Here is a 16,297-nt window from a genome sequence, read left to right on the forward strand (position 1 = left end):
GTCACTTTTATGACTATGGTAATAAATTCGACTATTTAGCGTGCTTTTTTATATTTACACTTAAATGGAAGTCGTTGTGGGGTTGGTTTAATTACAAGCAGAGTTAAACTTTAAACAAGATGGTTAAAGGCCAAAGGTAAATAATCTTACTGGCTGGCATGTTGACCCTGGGCAAATATGACTTTGTTACGACCTAGTGATTTAGCCTGGTATAAATACTCGTCGGCTTGTTTTAATGCATTGTTGTAGTCATCAACATGATTAGCTTGAGCTATGCCAATACTACACGTTACCGACACGCGCTGCTGTTTATCGGTAAACACCACATGCTGCTGCACACATTCTCTGAACCGATTAGCCAAAATACTGGCTTCAATAGCGGTTAATTGCGGTAAAATTACCACAAATTCTTCACCACCATAGCGAGCTTTAAGCGCTGTTGCAGAAAATTGCGACTCTAATAATTTAGTAAACTCGATTAAAACTGTATCACCAAAATCATGGCCGTAGCTGTCGTTTAATTCTTTAAAGTTATCTAAATCAATAAGCAAAATAGACAAGGGTAAATACTGTGCTGGCCGTGAAGCGGCAAGTTTTAAAAAATGCGAGGTAATGAAGCGACGATTAGGGGCACCTGTGAGCTGATCGGTGTACGCATGCTGTTTTTGCTCTAAGGTAATATCTGCAATTGCTACATGGCTACGGTGACGAAAATACTCCCCTATAAAAGAAAATACCAGTACTAATGAAAACGAAGCCACAAAACGAGTTTTTTCAACTTCCCCATAGTGCACCTGCCCAATCTCTGGCCCATACAACATAAAAATACAGCCTATTAAAATACCTGTACTTAACCAAACACCACCTTTTACGCCAATAATTGCAAACGCGGCCACCGGGTAAAACATTAGCCAATACAAAGCAGTATTCTCTTTACCCCCGGTGTATACCAAAGCCAAACACATTAAAAATACAATCACCAGTGTGATCAGCGCAATAGCGTTGAGCTGTTTGGTTTTTATAAAATAAATAATACATCCAATAATCGTGACATTTACCGTAATTAACGCAACAGTAAGCATCGGCGCATACACCTGATGATTTGCAATCAACAGATACGTGATCAACACCAAAGCAATCGCTATCATGGTAAATAATGAAAATACTTGGCGCTGTTTATCATAGCTATAAACGCTGTCAATATTGATTAAATTGAGCCAATTGGGTTTATTTATTTTTGCTTTTTTTATCATACTTTAAATTTTTTAACCATACGCTCTAAATCGCTAAATTGGTGCTTGAGCTTTGTGCACTCCTCTAAAGTAAGATTCAGATTTGACTGGCCTTGCACTGAGAGGTCGCTAATTACATGAATATCGCTGTGTAATGATTTAACCACTTGGTTTTGTTCATCTGTGGCATTGGCCACACTGTGATTAGCGTCAGTTATTTGCTTGATTGCACTGATGATTTGCTTCATTACATCACCCACTGCATCCGCTTGCTGAACACTTTTTTCACTTTCTGCTAAACTGATTTTCATCAGCTCTACAGCAGAGCTTGAACCTTTTTGTAATTCAATCACGGTGTTTTCTATTTCTTGGGTTGATTGCTGAGTGCGCTGTGCTAATTGCCTTACTTCATCAGCAACAACCGCAAACCCTCTACCCGCTTCACCTGCACGTGCGGCCTCTATCGCCGCATTTAGAGCAAGTAAGTTGGTTTGCTCACTCACACCTTTTATTACCGCAAGGACATTACCAATGTTAGCGGTGTGGGAGTCTAAGCTATTAATGGTTTCTTGTGCTTGCTCTATTTTTTGTGAAAGCTGATGAATACTCGACACATTGTTGGTGAGAGTCTGCTGGTTTTTGGCACAATATTGATCGGCATCTTTAGCAAGTTTAGCAGCATTACTGGCACTGGTTGAGATTTCTGTCGCGGTGGCAGAAAACTGATTAATTGCCGATGCTACGCTATTGGTACGCTCACTTTGGCTGTCATACATAGTTAATGTTGAATCTGTTTGCGTAACCAATTTAGCGACTACCGTTTCTAGTAATTGTGTTGAAGATTTAACTTGAACAATTGAGTGTTGAATTTTTTCTATAAAAATATTAAATGAATTACTTAATTGGCCAAATTCATCGTCATTTTCCACACTTAAACGACAAGTTAAGTCCCCTTCACCTTGAGCTATATTTTTAATGGCATCATTTAACTGGTACATAGGGCGCATTAGGTAACGCAATAAAAGCTGTAACGCAAAAATAATCACTAACGTGCCCACAATTAAGTAAATTAATGCTTTTTGACCAAAAGCCGACACAATTTCAAATGCGGTTTCCTTGTTAACAATGGCGCCTAAATACCAATCAACATTTTTTATACCTTGAATTTTAGTGAATGACACTAAATGAGTTTCACCAGCAATTTGATGCTCAGTGAAAGTATCCGTCAGTTCAATGTCTTTACCAAACAGTTCAGTAATCGCTTTTGAATTTAGGTTACTGTTTGGATGGCTTAAAATCTGCCCATTATGATCGAGTAAAAAACCGTAACCGAGCCCTAAAAAGTCAATATTATTGATAATGTCGGCTATGGTGTGCATATCGATATCCGCGCCTGCAACGCCTTTAAACTGCCCATTAATATTAATTGGTGCAACAGCAGAAATAGTGAGCTCGTTAGTGGTCACATCAATATAAGGAGTGGTAAACGCCGTATTGGTTTTATTTGCTACCAACTGATACCAAGGACGGCTTGTGGCATCAAAATCGCTGGGGAGCACAACACTTTGATCATTTAAAATAAAAGCGCCTGAGGATTCACCTATATACGTATTTTTAAAATCCCCCGCCATCTCTGCGGTGTTTAATTGCGAGAGCGTAAGTGTTTTTGCATCATCAACTTGATAGGTTTTTGCCAGCGATATAACAATGGCTAATTTATTGTTGAGCCAGCTTGCTATGTTCTGAGAAACCGACTCAGAGTTTTGCTTTAATACTAAAGATAACTGCGCTTGAGTTTGATGGCGCATTGAAAAATAATTGTTTATGGTGAAAACACCTAACACTAAGACTAAAACTAATGACGCAGCAATGGTGATCTTAGAGGTGAATTTTAGCGAGCTAAACATGAGTACCTTAAGTATTAATTATTATTATCCCTGTCTTTTTAACAAATTTTTAACTGAATGTCTTAGCAAATATCGTTCAAAGGAAATTAATAATTAAAAATAATAATAAATACTGAGCTACCAAATTCAAAAAAGCGGCGATTGGTTAAATTTTAGCTTTGTAACAAGCTAAATAACGTTACTTTTGCCATTTCATTTTATTGTTCGTATCACGAGAGGTAATAATGGTTTGGTCACTGCTTTGAATGCCACCGAGCTTTGCGAGTCTATCGTATAAAACGACATTACACGTCGCCGCTAAGTTCATGCAACCAATAGTGGGGATGTACACTACTTCGTCGCACCACTTTAAAACGTCTTTTGGCACTGAGCCGTCTTCTGGGCCAAACACATAAAAGGCGTTTTCAGGGTGAGTAAACTCAGGCAAGGGAGTCGCCCCTTCAATCAGTTCTATTATCACGACTTTGGCACCATCAGGTTTACTTAACGCTAAATTGTCGGTAGCGGTCAATGGAATACGTTGCACCACGTTTTTAGTGTCTGTATGAAATTTTTGTGCGTTTAAATAACGATTACCGGTAAAAAATACCTGCTTTGCATCATAACAGCCTGCAGCGCGTAATACGCCACCAACATTGGTTGGGCTTTTGGGGTTAATTAAACCAATACTTGCTTGTAATTTACTCACTCGTTGCAGTCCTTGGTTGGCCACTGTGCGATGTACAGGTCAAAATCTTCAAGCGTTACATCACAATCTTTTACGGTTTTGTCTTTTACCGAAATATCCAGTTGATGCATTTTAGATTTATCGCCGTTATTGAGTAACGGGTGCCATGTTGCCAGGCCTCGTCCTTCATGAAGGCGGCGATAACTACAGCTTTGCGGCATAAAGAAAATATCTTTGAGGTTTTCTTTGGTTAGTTTAACGCATGAGGGGACTAAGGTTTGGCGGTTTTCGTATTCACTACAGCCACAGGTGGTGTTATCAAGGTATTGACAAACAATGTTGGTAAATATGAGTTGCTCGCCCTCTCTGAGGCTATCGGTTGCAACAAAATCATCGTCATCGTCGCTGTCAATAAAGGTATTTAAACAACACTTTCCACATCCGTCACAAATGGCTTCCCATTCTTGCTGGTTCATTTCAAAGAGGCTCTTACTAAGCCAAAATTGGGTATTTGCTAATTGTTGATCAAACATGGTGTTCTCGCGCCTTTTAAGAGCGCGCATTCTAACGTATTGCAGCAAAGCGCGCAAAGCCAATCCCTGTTCAAATAATGACTTTGCGCGATTATGTTACTGCTGGGATTTAACCCAACGTTTAATTTTTTGCTCTAAGATAGGCATAGGCAATGCGCCATCTATTAATATTTGTGTATGAAAGGCTTTAATATCAAATTGCTCACCTAACTGCTGGTGGGCGTAATCTCTAAGCTCTTTAATTTTAAACTCACCTAATTTATACGATAACGCTTGCCCAGGCCATGCAATATAACGCTCAACTTCTGCAATTACGTCACTTTGTGCCATAGAAGAATTTGCTAACATATAGTCAATTCCTTGTTGACGTGTCCAGCCTTTGGCATGAAACCCCGTATCAAGTACTAATCGCATCGCTCTTAGCTGTTCATCGCTTAAACGCCCATACCACATATACGGGTCGGTAAATAAGCCCAATTCTTTACCAAGACTCTCTGCGTATAATGCCCAGCCCTCAGCAAACACCGTGTAGCCGCCAAATTTACGAAAATCCGGTAAGCTTTCCACTTCTTGTTGCAGTGCAATTTGAAAATGATGCCCGGGCGCTGCTTCATGAATAGACAACGTTTCAAGTAAAAACTTAGGCTGTGCTTTTAAGTTATACGTATTGATATAAAAAATACCCGGACGAGAGCCATCTGGAGCAGGCCCTGCATACGACGCACCGGCTGCCGATTGGGCACGGTACGCTTCAACGGCTTTAACAACATAAGGCGCTTTAGGCTCTATATTAAACAAGCGCGGTAAACGCGCATCTATTTTTAGTTTAATATCTTCATAGGCGGCAATTAACTCATCAGCGGTTTTATAATAAAACTCATCAGAGTCACGTAAGTAGTCAAAAAACGATGCTAAATCACCTTTAAATCCCACCGTGTTTTTAACCGTTTTCATTTCACTTAAAATTCGCGCCACTTCTTTTAAGCCAATCTCATGAATTTCATCCGCTGATAAACTCAACGTGGTGTTTTTCTTAATTTGGTATTCGTACCACGCTTTACCATTAGGTAAATCGGCATAACCGACAGAGTCGCGAGTATAAGGAATATAATCGTTGAGTAAAAACTCGCTCATACGTTGATAAGCAGGCACTAGTTTATCTAAAATCAGCATTTTATACTGCGCTGTTAGCTGTTGCTTTTCATCATCAGAAAATGAGTCGGGCATGGCTTTTATTGGCGAGTAAAATAGTGAATCTTCTGCGTTATTTACTATGTGCACTTTAAACTGAGGCAATAATTTTTTAGCCAATGGCATTGGCAGTACCACACCTTGTTTAACACCTTGCGCCATTGATTGTTCAACACTGGTTAACCATTTCACAAAACCATCAGCACGTTTAATGAATTTTTCGTAGTCGGCAACGGTATTAAAAGGCTGAGCACTTTGCCCTGAACCAAATCCGGCAAAGGTATTATGCGCACCCGACATTTGGTTAATCGGTAACAAATAATCTTTATATTGCATGCCTTCAAGTTTGAGGGCTAAATCAGCCGATAACACTTCACAGTTAAGTAACGCCTGCCCTGTTAGTTGTGACTCATCGATTAGGGTTAAACGTTGTTGATACTGCTTATAAAATGCGGCTTTTTTATCACGATTAGTCTGTGAAATTTCCGGCAAAAATTGATCATCGAATTCATGGCGGCCGTTATAAGTGGCACTTAATGGGTTAAACGTTAATGACTCATCGTAGTACTGTGCAACCAGTACATCTAATTGCTGCTGTGCTGATAATTCGCTTATTACAGACGCGACTGGCTGATTGGTGTTTAATTGTGAGCTGATGCTCATACATCCACTTAAGGCAAACATAACGCTACTGGCAACCAGTGCTATTTTAATAACTTTCATAAAGATCCTTGTTAGTTTTTACCCGCCAATTATGCGGTTTTAAATGGCTTAAATAAAGCAATTACGATGAGTGAAATTCGTCGCTACTCAATAGCTAATAATTACGAAAGCGTGTTGAATGTTATAGATTAAGATTTTTTCATTTAGGGGTAATTTGTCACACCAAGTACTTTACTAAGCAGCTCACACACCTATTCATTTCACTAACGCTTAGCTAAAACAAATAGCTTCAGCTGGCTGTTGCAACCTTAATGGTGGTTGTTTTTAAATCGCATTGGATAACAATCAAGCAAACAGACCAACTATAACAAAAAAAAATGAACTTTTTATTTAAATTTAAAATGATAACCATTACCATTCGCGCAATTCAACAAATGCGAATAGTTATCACTTTATGAAAAGATTTCAATACTCACTACTTACACTTGCGTGTTTAAATGCACACATGGCATTAGCAAGTAATAAAGCACATTCAGATATTGAACGCATTAGCGTTTATGAGCAACAAAACCGAGTTGTCATGCGCTCTGGCCTTGCAACAAAATCTGATATGTCGTTAATGGAAACACCCGCTCCAGTCGTCGTGGTTGACCAAGAACTGATAAACTCGCAAGGTGTAGATAACTTACAAGATTTAGCACGTAATATTAGTGGTGTAACGCAAGCCGGTAATAACTACGGCATTGGCGACAACTTAGTGATCCGTGGTCTTGGTGCAAATTATACTTATGATGGTATGTATGGCGGTGCGGGCCTAGGTAACACATTTAATCCAACTCGCTCGCTAACCAATGTGGAGGCCGTAGAAGTGCTCAAAGGCCCTGCAACCGGTTTATATGGCATGGGCAGCGCAGGTGGCGTTATTAACTTGATTGAAAAAAAGCCACAGTTTACAGAGCAGCACAACCTACAAGCTGAAATTGGTCAATGGAATACCTATTCATTATCAATTGATAGCACCAATGCCATTACCGAAAATCTAGCATACAGAGTTAATGCAAAAACAGCACGCAGTGATGGTTACCGTGATTTAAAAGATGACCGTGATGAAATTTACGGCGCATTAAAATATATCTTCAATGACCGCCAAAATATTATGATCTCAGCCGCTTATATTAAAGATGCGATTGCCGTTGATTCAATTGGCCACCCTATCCGTATTTATAATGCAGAATCGGTCAATGGCAAAACCGCCGGCCAAGTGACTGCGGATGATTTAGTCAATGATCCAACCTCTGCAGGGCTGCAATTATCTGATGCACAGCGCCAACAATTAGCTAATTCACTTGCAGCGTCTGATGGTTTAACACCGTATAAATTTGGTCACCACGGTATTATTTCACCGATGGCAAAAGATAATGAAGGTGAAGAACTGCGCTTTAAACTCACTCATAATTATTACTTAACGGATGATTTATTTTTAAATCAACAGTTACAGTACCGTAATTATGAGTCAAGTTTTGCACGTCAAACAGGCGCCTATAATTATGTGTATTGGCAACGCAACAATGTGATCAATGCTGATCCTCGTGCGCCTTTGGTTGTAGATGATGTACTTTACCCATTTGCTGCACGCCGCCAAGAATATCGCCAAGTTGAGGCTGATGAAAAGTCATGGCAGTACTTTGCAGATTTACGCTATGACTTTAGTTTAGGTGGTATAGAAAACGAGTTTTTGGTCAATGCCAATTATGAAGACCGCGATATACGCTTCACGCAGTATTCAATTTGGGATAAAGACTACACCCTAAAAGATAAAAATGGCGGCATTCGCTATCAAGGCTCTTTACCTTATATTTTAGATATCCGTAAACCAAATTGGAGTGAAGGCCAGTTTAGTGATTATGACCCGCTAAAAACCAGCAACTACAATAAAAAAGTGCAAGCATGGGGGGTAGGGCTGCAACATGTTGCTTATATCCACGACACCTTCACGACCCGTATTGGTGTTGCATACAACGAAATTACGCAAAAATATGAACATTTAGGTGTTGATGCGCGTTATCGCGCTAGTGCGGCGGCAGCAACGCCAGAAGCCAGTACCTCAGATAATGGCTTAACCTATAATTTAGGGGCAACCTATCAGCCAACAGAAAACCTATCGTTCTTTATTAACCATTCGAAAGGCCGCACTGCGTATAGCGTATTAGGCTCTGTTGCAGGCAATGAAGCTGATCGTGATGATGCCGAGTCAATCAGTACTGATTTAGGTATTAGAATGAGAGGCTTTGACGATCAATTACTCGCCTCACTAGTCGTATTCGATACCGCGCGAACTAACTTAGAGTATGCAAACCCTGCCTTTGATGACACGAAACCTGATCCATCAATTCCTGAAAGCTTTTTTGATGGTGAAGAAAAAACCCGCGGTGTAGAGCTTGATTTAAATGCCTATTTAAATGATCAATGGAAAGTGAATATCAATGGTGTGTACCAAGATGCACGTGAGCAGAAAAATCCAAATGTGAGCACACTTGCTGCGCGTCAAAAAGGGGTACCTTATGTAACAGCCAGCACATGGTTAACATACAGTGCTCAGTGGTTTGAACTAGCTCAACCACTAAAATTAAGTGCCGGTGTTAAATATGTGGATGATCGCAGTACTAACTCATCATCATTTGGCATTCCTGATGGTTATGTACCAAGCTATACCATTTATGATGCTGCGTTAAGTTATAACACGGATAAATGGGGCTTACAGCTAAACTTAAACAATTTGTTTAATAAAAGCTATTACTCAAAAGCGATGTTCTTAGGCGGCATGCCAGGCGAAGAACGCAATGCGAAATTAACTATGAGCTATAAGTTATAAGTTATAAGTTATAAGCTATCAAAAGTATATTATTAAAGCGCACAAGCCTTTTGTGCGCTTTTTAATAAAACTAAATCGTGACGACTATGCGGCCGTTAATTTCGCCTTTGAGCATATCGTCAAAAATGTCATTAATATCTTCGAGTTTTTTCTCTTCAATAATAGCTTTAACTTTGCCTTGTGCGGCAAATTCAAGGCATTCTTGTAAGTCTTTACGTGTACCTACAATAGAACCTACTACTGAAACACCATTTAGCACAGTATCAAAAATTGGCAGTGGCATATCTTCTGGCGGTAAGCCAACTAATACACATTTACCACCGCGGCGAACACTTTTATACGCTTGTTCAAATCCCGCTTTAGACACAGCAGTACACACAACGGCATGGGCGCCGCCTACTTGCTCAAAAATAGCCTCACTAGGCACGCATTCTTTAAAATCAAGGGTGATATCTGCGCCTAGCTCTGTTGCTAAAGCAAGCTTCTCCTTACCTGTATCTACGGCAATCACATTTAAGCCCATGGCTTTTGCATATTGCACCGCTAAATGACCTAGCCCACCTACGCCCACAATGGCAACCCACTGCCCAGGTTTAGCTCCCGACACTTTCAATGCTTTATACGTAGTTACACCGGCGCAAAATAACGGCGCGGCTTCAGCAAAACCAAGACCCTCAGGAATTTTAACCACATAATCACCATGCGCTAAACAATATTCTGCATAACCACCGTCAATTGAGTAACCGGTATTATGTTGAGATAAACACAGGGTTTCGCGTCCATCTAAACAAAATTCACAGTGACCACATGCGCTGTATAACCAAGGCACGCCTACTCTGTCGCCTACGGCTAAATGCGTAATATTACTCCCTAATTTTTCTATTACGCCCACGCCTTCATGGCCAGGCACTAAAGGCATTTTTGGCTTTACTGGCCAGTCACCATGACACGCATGTAAATCTGTGTGACACACACCGCATGCGGCTATTTTTACCAACACATCGTTAGGGCCTACATCTGGGATTGGTAAATCAGTAATTGTTAATTTACCTTTATATTCAGTATTGATTGCTGCTTTCATAGTCATTCCATCGTTTATAAAATTTATGTTATTTAACCAACGCGTTAAATAACAAGATGATGTTGCATATCCTCAACATAACCTACTATAGGTGCTTAAATGTTAATCTATATCAATCATTAGTCGTAAAATCGTGTTTTTTATCCTCGCTAAAGCCTTGCCATACTAAACCAGCGTGCTAGCATAGATTTCATTTATTTTTGAAACTTCTAACAATGACATTATCAGAAAAAAACTTTGCCTTTGTAATGCATTGTGGCGAGATGGGCAGCCGCTGGGGATTTAATCGTACAATCGGCCAAATGTGCGGATTACTTATTATTACCAAAGATCCAATGACGGCAAACCAAATAGCCGATGCGCTGAGTATTTCACGTGGTAACGTGAGCATGGGGATAAAAGAATTACACTCTTGGCAGCTGATCAAAGTGATGCATATTCCGGGAGATAGAAAAGAATACTACGCCCCCGCAGGCGATATTTGGGATATGGCTAATCGTGTATTTGAAGAGCGTAAAAAGCGCGAGGTAGAGCCTACACTGAGCTTACTTAGAGATAATTTATTAGATGAAGCAAGTAACGACGATGAAATCTACGCACAAAAGCAAATGGGGGAAATTCATAACTTGCTGGAAACAGTCACTAAGTGGTCGTCAGAATTACAACGTTTAACCCCAGAGCAGCTTAACAAACTAATGAAGCTAGGATCAGGCATTGGCAAAGTTATTGACTTTAAAGACAAGATATTGAAGAAATCGTAGCAGTGATTTTACATCGCGACTGAATTTTAAGGTTCAAGGTTCAAGGTTCAAGGTTCAAGGTTCAAGGTTCAAGAAAATTTAACCACAGAGTTCACCGAGAAGTGAATAAGAGAATAACTCTGTGCAGCGCGAAGCGCCTTTGTGTTCTCTGTGGTGAATAAAAAGATAAGTTGTTCCTATAAGCCCGCAGGGGATATCTCAGGGTCAGCCCACAATTTGATAACATAAATCAATAAGATAATGTAAAAAATAGTTGAAGTGCACAGTCAATTTTGATCTTATATGTTTTTTCCGACCAAAGAAATTACAAAGTAAATCGACTATGCACTTGAGTAAATTATTACATAAAACATTTTCTAATACAGCGGGTATTATTGATAAGCGTAACCACTGCACATTAATAAAAGCGGTAGAAACACTCTGCCAACATAAGTTCTTATCCATTGCTGCTTTAGGGCGAAAACTAAAGAGCAACGCGAAGGTTAAACACACTATTAAACGAATGGATAGGTTATTTGGCAACCCTCGCGTCCAGCACTCCCGCTATCACTATTACCAAGAAATCACTCGTCGCGTGATTGGTCAAATTAGACGTCCATGCGTGACGATTGATTGGTCTGGGTTAACACCCTGTGGCGAGTTTCATTTATTACGGGCAGCAGTCCCAGTTAAAGGTCGAGCAATGACAATCTATGAGCAAAGTTTTCGTGAATGTGAATACATGAAGCAAAGCGTGCATAAGGATTTCCTCAAAACACTTAAATCAATATTGCCTTCTGATTGCAAGCCGATCATCGTTACCGATGCAGGATTTCGCAATCCTTGGTTTAAGCTAGTGCTTAAATTTGGTTGGGATTTTGTAGGCAGAGTGAGGCATCAAACACAATATCAAAAGCCAGAAGATGATACATGTTGGTCACCAGTCAAAACACTTTACTCAAAAGCAACTGCAAGACCCGCTTATCTATTTGAAACACAACTCGCTAAAGCCAATTCATTGAGTGGTCACTTTTACTTATTTAAATCAAAACCTAAACAAAGAAAGAAGAAAAATCTTCGAGGAAAAACTATTCGCAGTAGCGTAAGCTTGAAACATGCTAAAGGTGCGACGGAGCCATGGTTATTATTTACCTCATTGTGCAATATTAATTATTCAGCACAAGATATTGTTAAAATTTACAGTCAACGAATGCAAATAGAAGAGTCCTTTAGAGACTTAAAAAACACACGTGATGGCTTGAACTTACGTCATTGTCGTAGCTATGAAAAAGGCCGCTTGAATGTCGCATTATTGATTGCATTAATTGCTAATTTTATCCTTTGGCTAGCAGGTTTAACGGCAAAAATATTGAATGTGCATAGAAGCTTTCAGGCGAATACGATAAAGGATAGAAACGTGCTGTCTTGTTTTAGTTTAGGAACGCAATACTTCGAAAAATTTGGCTATAAAATAAAATTGAAAACGTTTTTAGAAGCACTCAACCAATTAAATAAGGATTGCCGTGAGTGCCTGTAGCTTGGATAAAAAATGTGGGGATCCCTCAGGACTTGACCCTCGATAGTAAATTTACGCCGTGCAAAAGAAATAAATCGGAAGTTTATAAAGGCGCAAGTAAGCGAGTGTAATTAAATCTTAATATGCAAAAGGTTTTCTTTTACGCCGCCTTGTAACTGTTATGTGTTTTTGTAATGTGTATTCTTTTACTTTTAAAAGGATATTTTCGATGAAAATGAAAAGTGCAATTTTATCAATGGCTATGATTGTTTCTTCTGGTTCTGCATTGGCTGCGGATGTTGAAGCTGGGGTGGTGAAAAAAGTAACCGATAGAAGTCAGCATGACTCCTTCTCTATGAATTACCCTTTAGATTTGTCAGTGATAAATTCATTTAGCAATGGTTATAAATTTGAGGCTCTAAAAGCAGAAAAGCCGGAGTTCACCACGATGGCTGCTTCGAAAGGGATTCAGTACTTTGAGGTGTTTGGTGTAGGTTCAAGCAAATCAGGTGGTTTTGAATACCTTTCTAAAGATCAGTCTAGTACTGCTAATGATAATGGTGGCAATCAAATTCGGGTTGCTGTACTCCAATATGGTTATGGAAATATCAATCAGGCTAGCTTTGATGGTCAAAACAAATCGCCATCTGAGACCGTAAGGCTTTGTGGTACTTTAGGTGTTGATGTTCATGCGTGCCGAGTCGGTGAAACGGTTACGGGTTGGTTGTATTATTTTGACTTTTACGGTTCTGAGGGCGGGTATTTCTCTGTTTCTTCGAACTCAATTGCCTCTCCTTTTGGTTACTGGAGTGACTCTGTCGGCATCCTATAACGATTATATAAAATGCTCCAGCTAAAGCTTTGACTGGAGCATTTTTCGTTTAAGCGGTCACATTAATTTTCTTAGGTAAAATATAGCCCTGATAACTTTTGAGGGCAGCTAGGGTTTCTTCATAGCCTTTGGTTGGTTGGCCGATACTACGGTTATACTCAATTCTACGTTCTAAAGCGCCCAAATAGTCTTTATTTTCTACTCCGACAAGAGTGTCACCTTTAAATTCAAACTCTTCAAAAGGGATATATTGCCATACACGATCATCTCCAGTGACTTTCGCTAGAGTTCTTATGTCTTCTTGAGACACGTTCCGCATATCAAGGACATTGGTATTCGATTCCTTATTTTCAGAATCTAAAGAAAGTGATTTTTGATTGGTAACATCTTGCTTTTTAACTACTTCGATAGCGTTGTAGTTACTAGAAATAGCTTGGGTATTTGATATATTCATATCGAGAGCTCCTTTTGTTTTGACGTAGATTTACAAGCAAGAATCACGCCCTTTTGTTGGCTAACGCGCTGCGCTTGTTGGCTCCCAAAGCCGTTCAGGATTCGTCAGGGTCACCCATTAGAAAGTTCCGGTCACAAGAGTAGGGTCAGGTCCTGACGAATCCCCACAATTTGATAATATAAATCAATAAGATAATGTAAAAAATAGTTGAAGTGCACAGCCAATTTTGATCTTATATGTTTTTTCCGACCAAAGAAATTACAAAGTAAATCGACTATGCACTTGAGTAAATTATTACATAAAACATTTTCTAATACAGCGGGTATTATTGATAAGCGTAACCACTGCACATTAATGAAAGCGGTAGAAACACTCTGCCAACATAAGTTCTTATCCATTGCTGCTTTAGGGCGAAAACTAAAGAGCAACGCGAAGGTTAAACACACTATTAAACGAATGGATAGGTTATTTGGCAACCCCCGCGTCCAGCACGCCCGCTACCACTATTACCAAGAAATCACTCGCCGCGTGATTGGTCAAATTAGACGTCCATGCGTGACGATTGATTGGTCTGGGTTAACACCCTGTGGCGAGTTTCATTTATTACGAGCAGCAGTCCCAGTTAAAGGTCGAGCAATGACAATCTATGAGCAAAGTTTTCGTGAATGTGAATACATGAAGCAAAGCGTGCATAAGGATTTCCTCAAAACACTTAAATCAATATTGCCTTCTGAGTGCAAGCCGATCATCGTTACCGATGCAGGATTTCGCAATCCTTGGTTTAAGTTAGTGCTTAAATTTGGTTGGGATTTTGTAGGCAGAGTGAGGCATCAAACACAATATCAAAAGCCAGAAGATGATACATGTTGGTCACCAGTCAAAACACTTTACTCAAAAGCAACTGCAAGACCCGCTTATTTATTTGAAACACAACTCGCTAAAGCCAATTCATTGAGTGGTCACTTTTACTTATTTAAATCAAAACCTAAACAAAGAAAGAAGAAAAATCTTCGAGGAAAAACTATTCGCAGCAGCGTAAGCTTGAAACATGCTAAAGGTGCGACGGAGCCATGGTTATTATTTACCTCATTGTGCAATATTAATTATTCAGCACAAGATATTGTTAAAATTTACAGTCAACGAATGCAAATAGAAGAGTCCTTTAGAGACTTAAAAAACACAAGTAATGGCTTGAACTTACGTCATTGTCGTAGCTATGAAAAAGGCCGCTTGAATGTCGCATTATTGATTGCATTAATTGCTAATTTTATCCTTTGGCTAGCAGGTTTAACGGCAAAAATATTGAATGTGCATAGAAGCTTTCAGGCGAATACGATAAAGGATAGAAACGTGCTGTCTTGTTTTAGTTTAGGAACGCAATACTTCGAAAAATTTGGCTATAAAATAAAATTGAAAACGTTTTTAGAAGCACTCAATCAATTAAATAAGGATTGCCGTGAGTGCTTGTAGCTTGGATAAAAAATGTGGGGATCCCTCAGGGTCAGATCTTGTCTTCAGACATCAAACTAATTCCCCCTACTCTTATTGAATAAAGCAGTAAAATTAACAAGGTAGATTAGTTGGTACAATGTGTTAGTTTAGCCTACTGACATGCACTATGGTTAAAAATAAAACGCAGCTGCGGTTTATAATACGCTCTGGTATTTGATATGAATCAAGTGGTGCGTTTAATCTAAATTTATAATACGACCATCTAAATATAAAGGATTTATTAATGCAATCAGTTAACCACTCGCAGGGTATACCTCAGGTTTTGGAAAACCTTCAAACACAACCAACGGGGTTAACCTCAGAACACGCAAAACAGCGTTTGCAACAAATAGGCAGTAACGAAATTGTTTTTCGTAAAACCCCTGCATGGCGAAGGCTTCTCGCGCAATTTTATGATCCTATGGTAATAATTTTACTCATTACAGCAAGCATTACCACGGTGTTAACCTTTTTAGGTGAAAACATGCTAGCTGATACCTTAGTTATTATTGCGGTGGTATTATTAAATGCCCTACTCGGTTTTACCCAAGAGGGCAAAGCCGAGGGCGCGCTCGATGCATTACGCAATATGTTAGTGGAATATTGTACGGTTGTGCGCTCAAACGAGCAACACCGTATAGCAGCACGAGAATTGGTTCCAGGTGACATTATTACACTTCAAGCGGGCGATAAAATTCCTGCTGACGTTCGATTTATACGTGTTAGCAGTTTTTATGTTGACGAGTCGTCGTTAACCGGTGAATCAATGCCTGTTGAAAAAATTATTGATGCAATAAGTGGTAAAAATTTAGTGCCGGGCGATCAACGAAACACGGGGTTTTCGGGTACCTTTGTTACTCAAGGTACAGCAAGCGCGGTCGTTATAGCTACGGGTAATAACACCGTCTTTGGCCACATCGCCAACCTCGTTAAAACCGCAAGTATTAAACGCACGCGACTGCAGCAAAAATTAAACGCCTTTGTACGAAGCTTAATTGTTGCCGTATTAATTATTGGCACATTAAACTTTTTTTATACGCTGTATTTAGGCTTTAGCATTAGTTATGGTTTTCTTGGTGCCCTGGATTCAGATCATAAGTGCATAACTTGAATTGGTA

13 protein-coding genes are annotated in these 16,297 nt (G+C 39.5%); 6 read left to right on the plus strand and 7 right to left on the minus strand.

The window, feature by feature from the left end; translation table 11 throughout:
* Nucleotides 1-146 precede the first annotated feature (146 nt).
* The 5 genes from AC6H44_RS18135 to AC6H44_RS18155 form a co-directional block, all read right to left on the minus strand.
* Entirely contained in the window at nt 147-1,253 is a 1,107-nt protein-coding gene (locus tag AC6H44_RS18135) for a GGDEF domain-containing protein (protein WP_500738633.1), read from the minus strand.
* Nucleotides 1,250-3,139: a methyl-accepting chemotaxis protein gene (locus AC6H44_RS18140; RefSeq protein ID WP_500738634.1), complete on the minus strand. Its 1,890-nt coding sequence runs from the start codon at nt 3,137-3,139 to the stop codon at nt 1,250-1,252. The genes AC6H44_RS18135 and AC6H44_RS18140 overlap by 4 nt, the downstream gene beginning before the upstream one ends.
* A gap of 178 nt (nt 3,140-3,317) precedes the next feature.
* Entirely contained in the window at nt 3,318-3,827 is a 510-nt protein-coding gene (locus tag AC6H44_RS18145) for an RNA methyltransferase (RefSeq protein ID WP_500738635.1), read from the minus strand.
* Nucleotides 3,824-4,339: a YcgN family cysteine cluster protein gene (locus AC6H44_RS18150; protein ID WP_500738637.1), complete on the minus strand. Its 516-nt coding sequence runs from the start codon at nt 4,337-4,339 to the stop codon at nt 3,824-3,826. The genes AC6H44_RS18145 and AC6H44_RS18150 overlap by 4 nt, the downstream gene beginning before the upstream one ends.
* A 96-nt stretch (nt 4,340-4,435) precedes the next feature.
* Nucleotides 4,436-6,253: a DUF885 domain-containing protein gene (locus AC6H44_RS18155; RefSeq protein ID WP_500738638.1), complete on the minus strand. Its 1,818-nt coding sequence runs from the start codon at nt 6,251-6,253 to the stop codon at nt 4,436-4,438.
* Nucleotides 6,254-6,647: 394 nt separating this feature from the next.
* Between AC6H44_RS18155 and AC6H44_RS18160 the strand changes: the two genes are divergently transcribed.
* Nucleotides 6,648-9,065, plus strand: coding sequence for a TonB-dependent receptor (locus tag AC6H44_RS18160; RefSeq protein WP_500738639.1), 2,418 nt, complete (start codon nt 6,648-6,650; stop codon nt 9,063-9,065).
* 70 nt (nt 9,066-9,135) lie between these two features.
* Here the strand turns inward: AC6H44_RS18160 and adhP are convergent, their stop codons facing one another.
* Nucleotides 9,136-10,146, minus strand: coding sequence for an alcohol dehydrogenase AdhP (gene adhP / locus AC6H44_RS18165; protein ID WP_500738641.1), 1,011 nt, complete (start codon nt 10,144-10,146; stop codon nt 9,136-9,138).
* Nucleotides 10,147-10,361: 215 nt separating this feature from the next.
* On the opposite strand from adhP, the gene AC6H44_RS18170 reads away from it, so the two are divergent.
* From AC6H44_RS18170 to AC6H44_RS18180, 3 genes are all read left to right on the plus strand, one after another.
* On the plus strand, nt 10,362-10,907 hold the full coding sequence (locus AC6H44_RS18170) for a GbsR/MarR family transcriptional regulator (protein ID WP_500738642.1): 546 nt from the start codon (nt 10,362-10,364) through the stop codon (nt 10,905-10,907).
* Between the two features lie 322 nt (nt 10,908-11,229).
* The gene (locus AC6H44_RS18175) at nt 11,230-12,423 is read left to right on the plus strand and encodes an IS4 family transposase (RefSeq protein WP_500738643.1); all 1,194 of its coding nucleotides are present in this window, start codon (nt 11,230-11,232) and stop codon (nt 12,421-12,423) included.
* 208 nt (nt 12,424-12,631) lie between these two features.
* Nucleotides 12,632-13,234 (plus strand): DUF4879 domain-containing protein, encoded by a 603-nt coding sequence (locus AC6H44_RS18180; RefSeq protein ID WP_500738644.1) that lies wholly within the window; start codon nt 12,632-12,634, stop codon nt 13,232-13,234.
* Nucleotides 13,235-13,283: 49 nt separating this feature from the next.
* Here AC6H44_RS18180 and AC6H44_RS18185 read toward each other — a convergent pair whose 3' ends face one another.
* The gene (locus AC6H44_RS18185; protein ID WP_500738645.1) at nt 13,284-13,688 is read right to left on the minus strand and encodes a hypothetical protein; all 405 of its coding nucleotides are present in this window, start codon (nt 13,686-13,688) and stop codon (nt 13,284-13,286) included.
* A 276-nt stretch (nt 13,689-13,964) separates the two neighbouring features.
* Here AC6H44_RS18185 and AC6H44_RS18190 point away from each other — a divergent pair, with 276 nt between their 5' ends.
* Nucleotides 13,965-15,158, plus strand: coding sequence for an IS4 family transposase (locus AC6H44_RS18190; protein WP_500738264.1), 1,194 nt, complete (start codon nt 13,965-13,967; stop codon nt 15,156-15,158).
* A gap of 265 nt (nt 15,159-15,423) precedes the next feature.
* Complete coding sequence (locus AC6H44_RS18195) at nt 15,424-16,290, plus strand: HAD-IC family P-type ATPase (protein ID WP_500738646.1); 867 nt, start codon at nt 15,424-15,426, stop codon at nt 16,288-16,290.
* Nucleotides 16,291-16,297 lie beyond the last annotated feature (7 nt).

The organism is Pseudoalteromonas sp. TAP-3C (assembly GCF_059888565.1).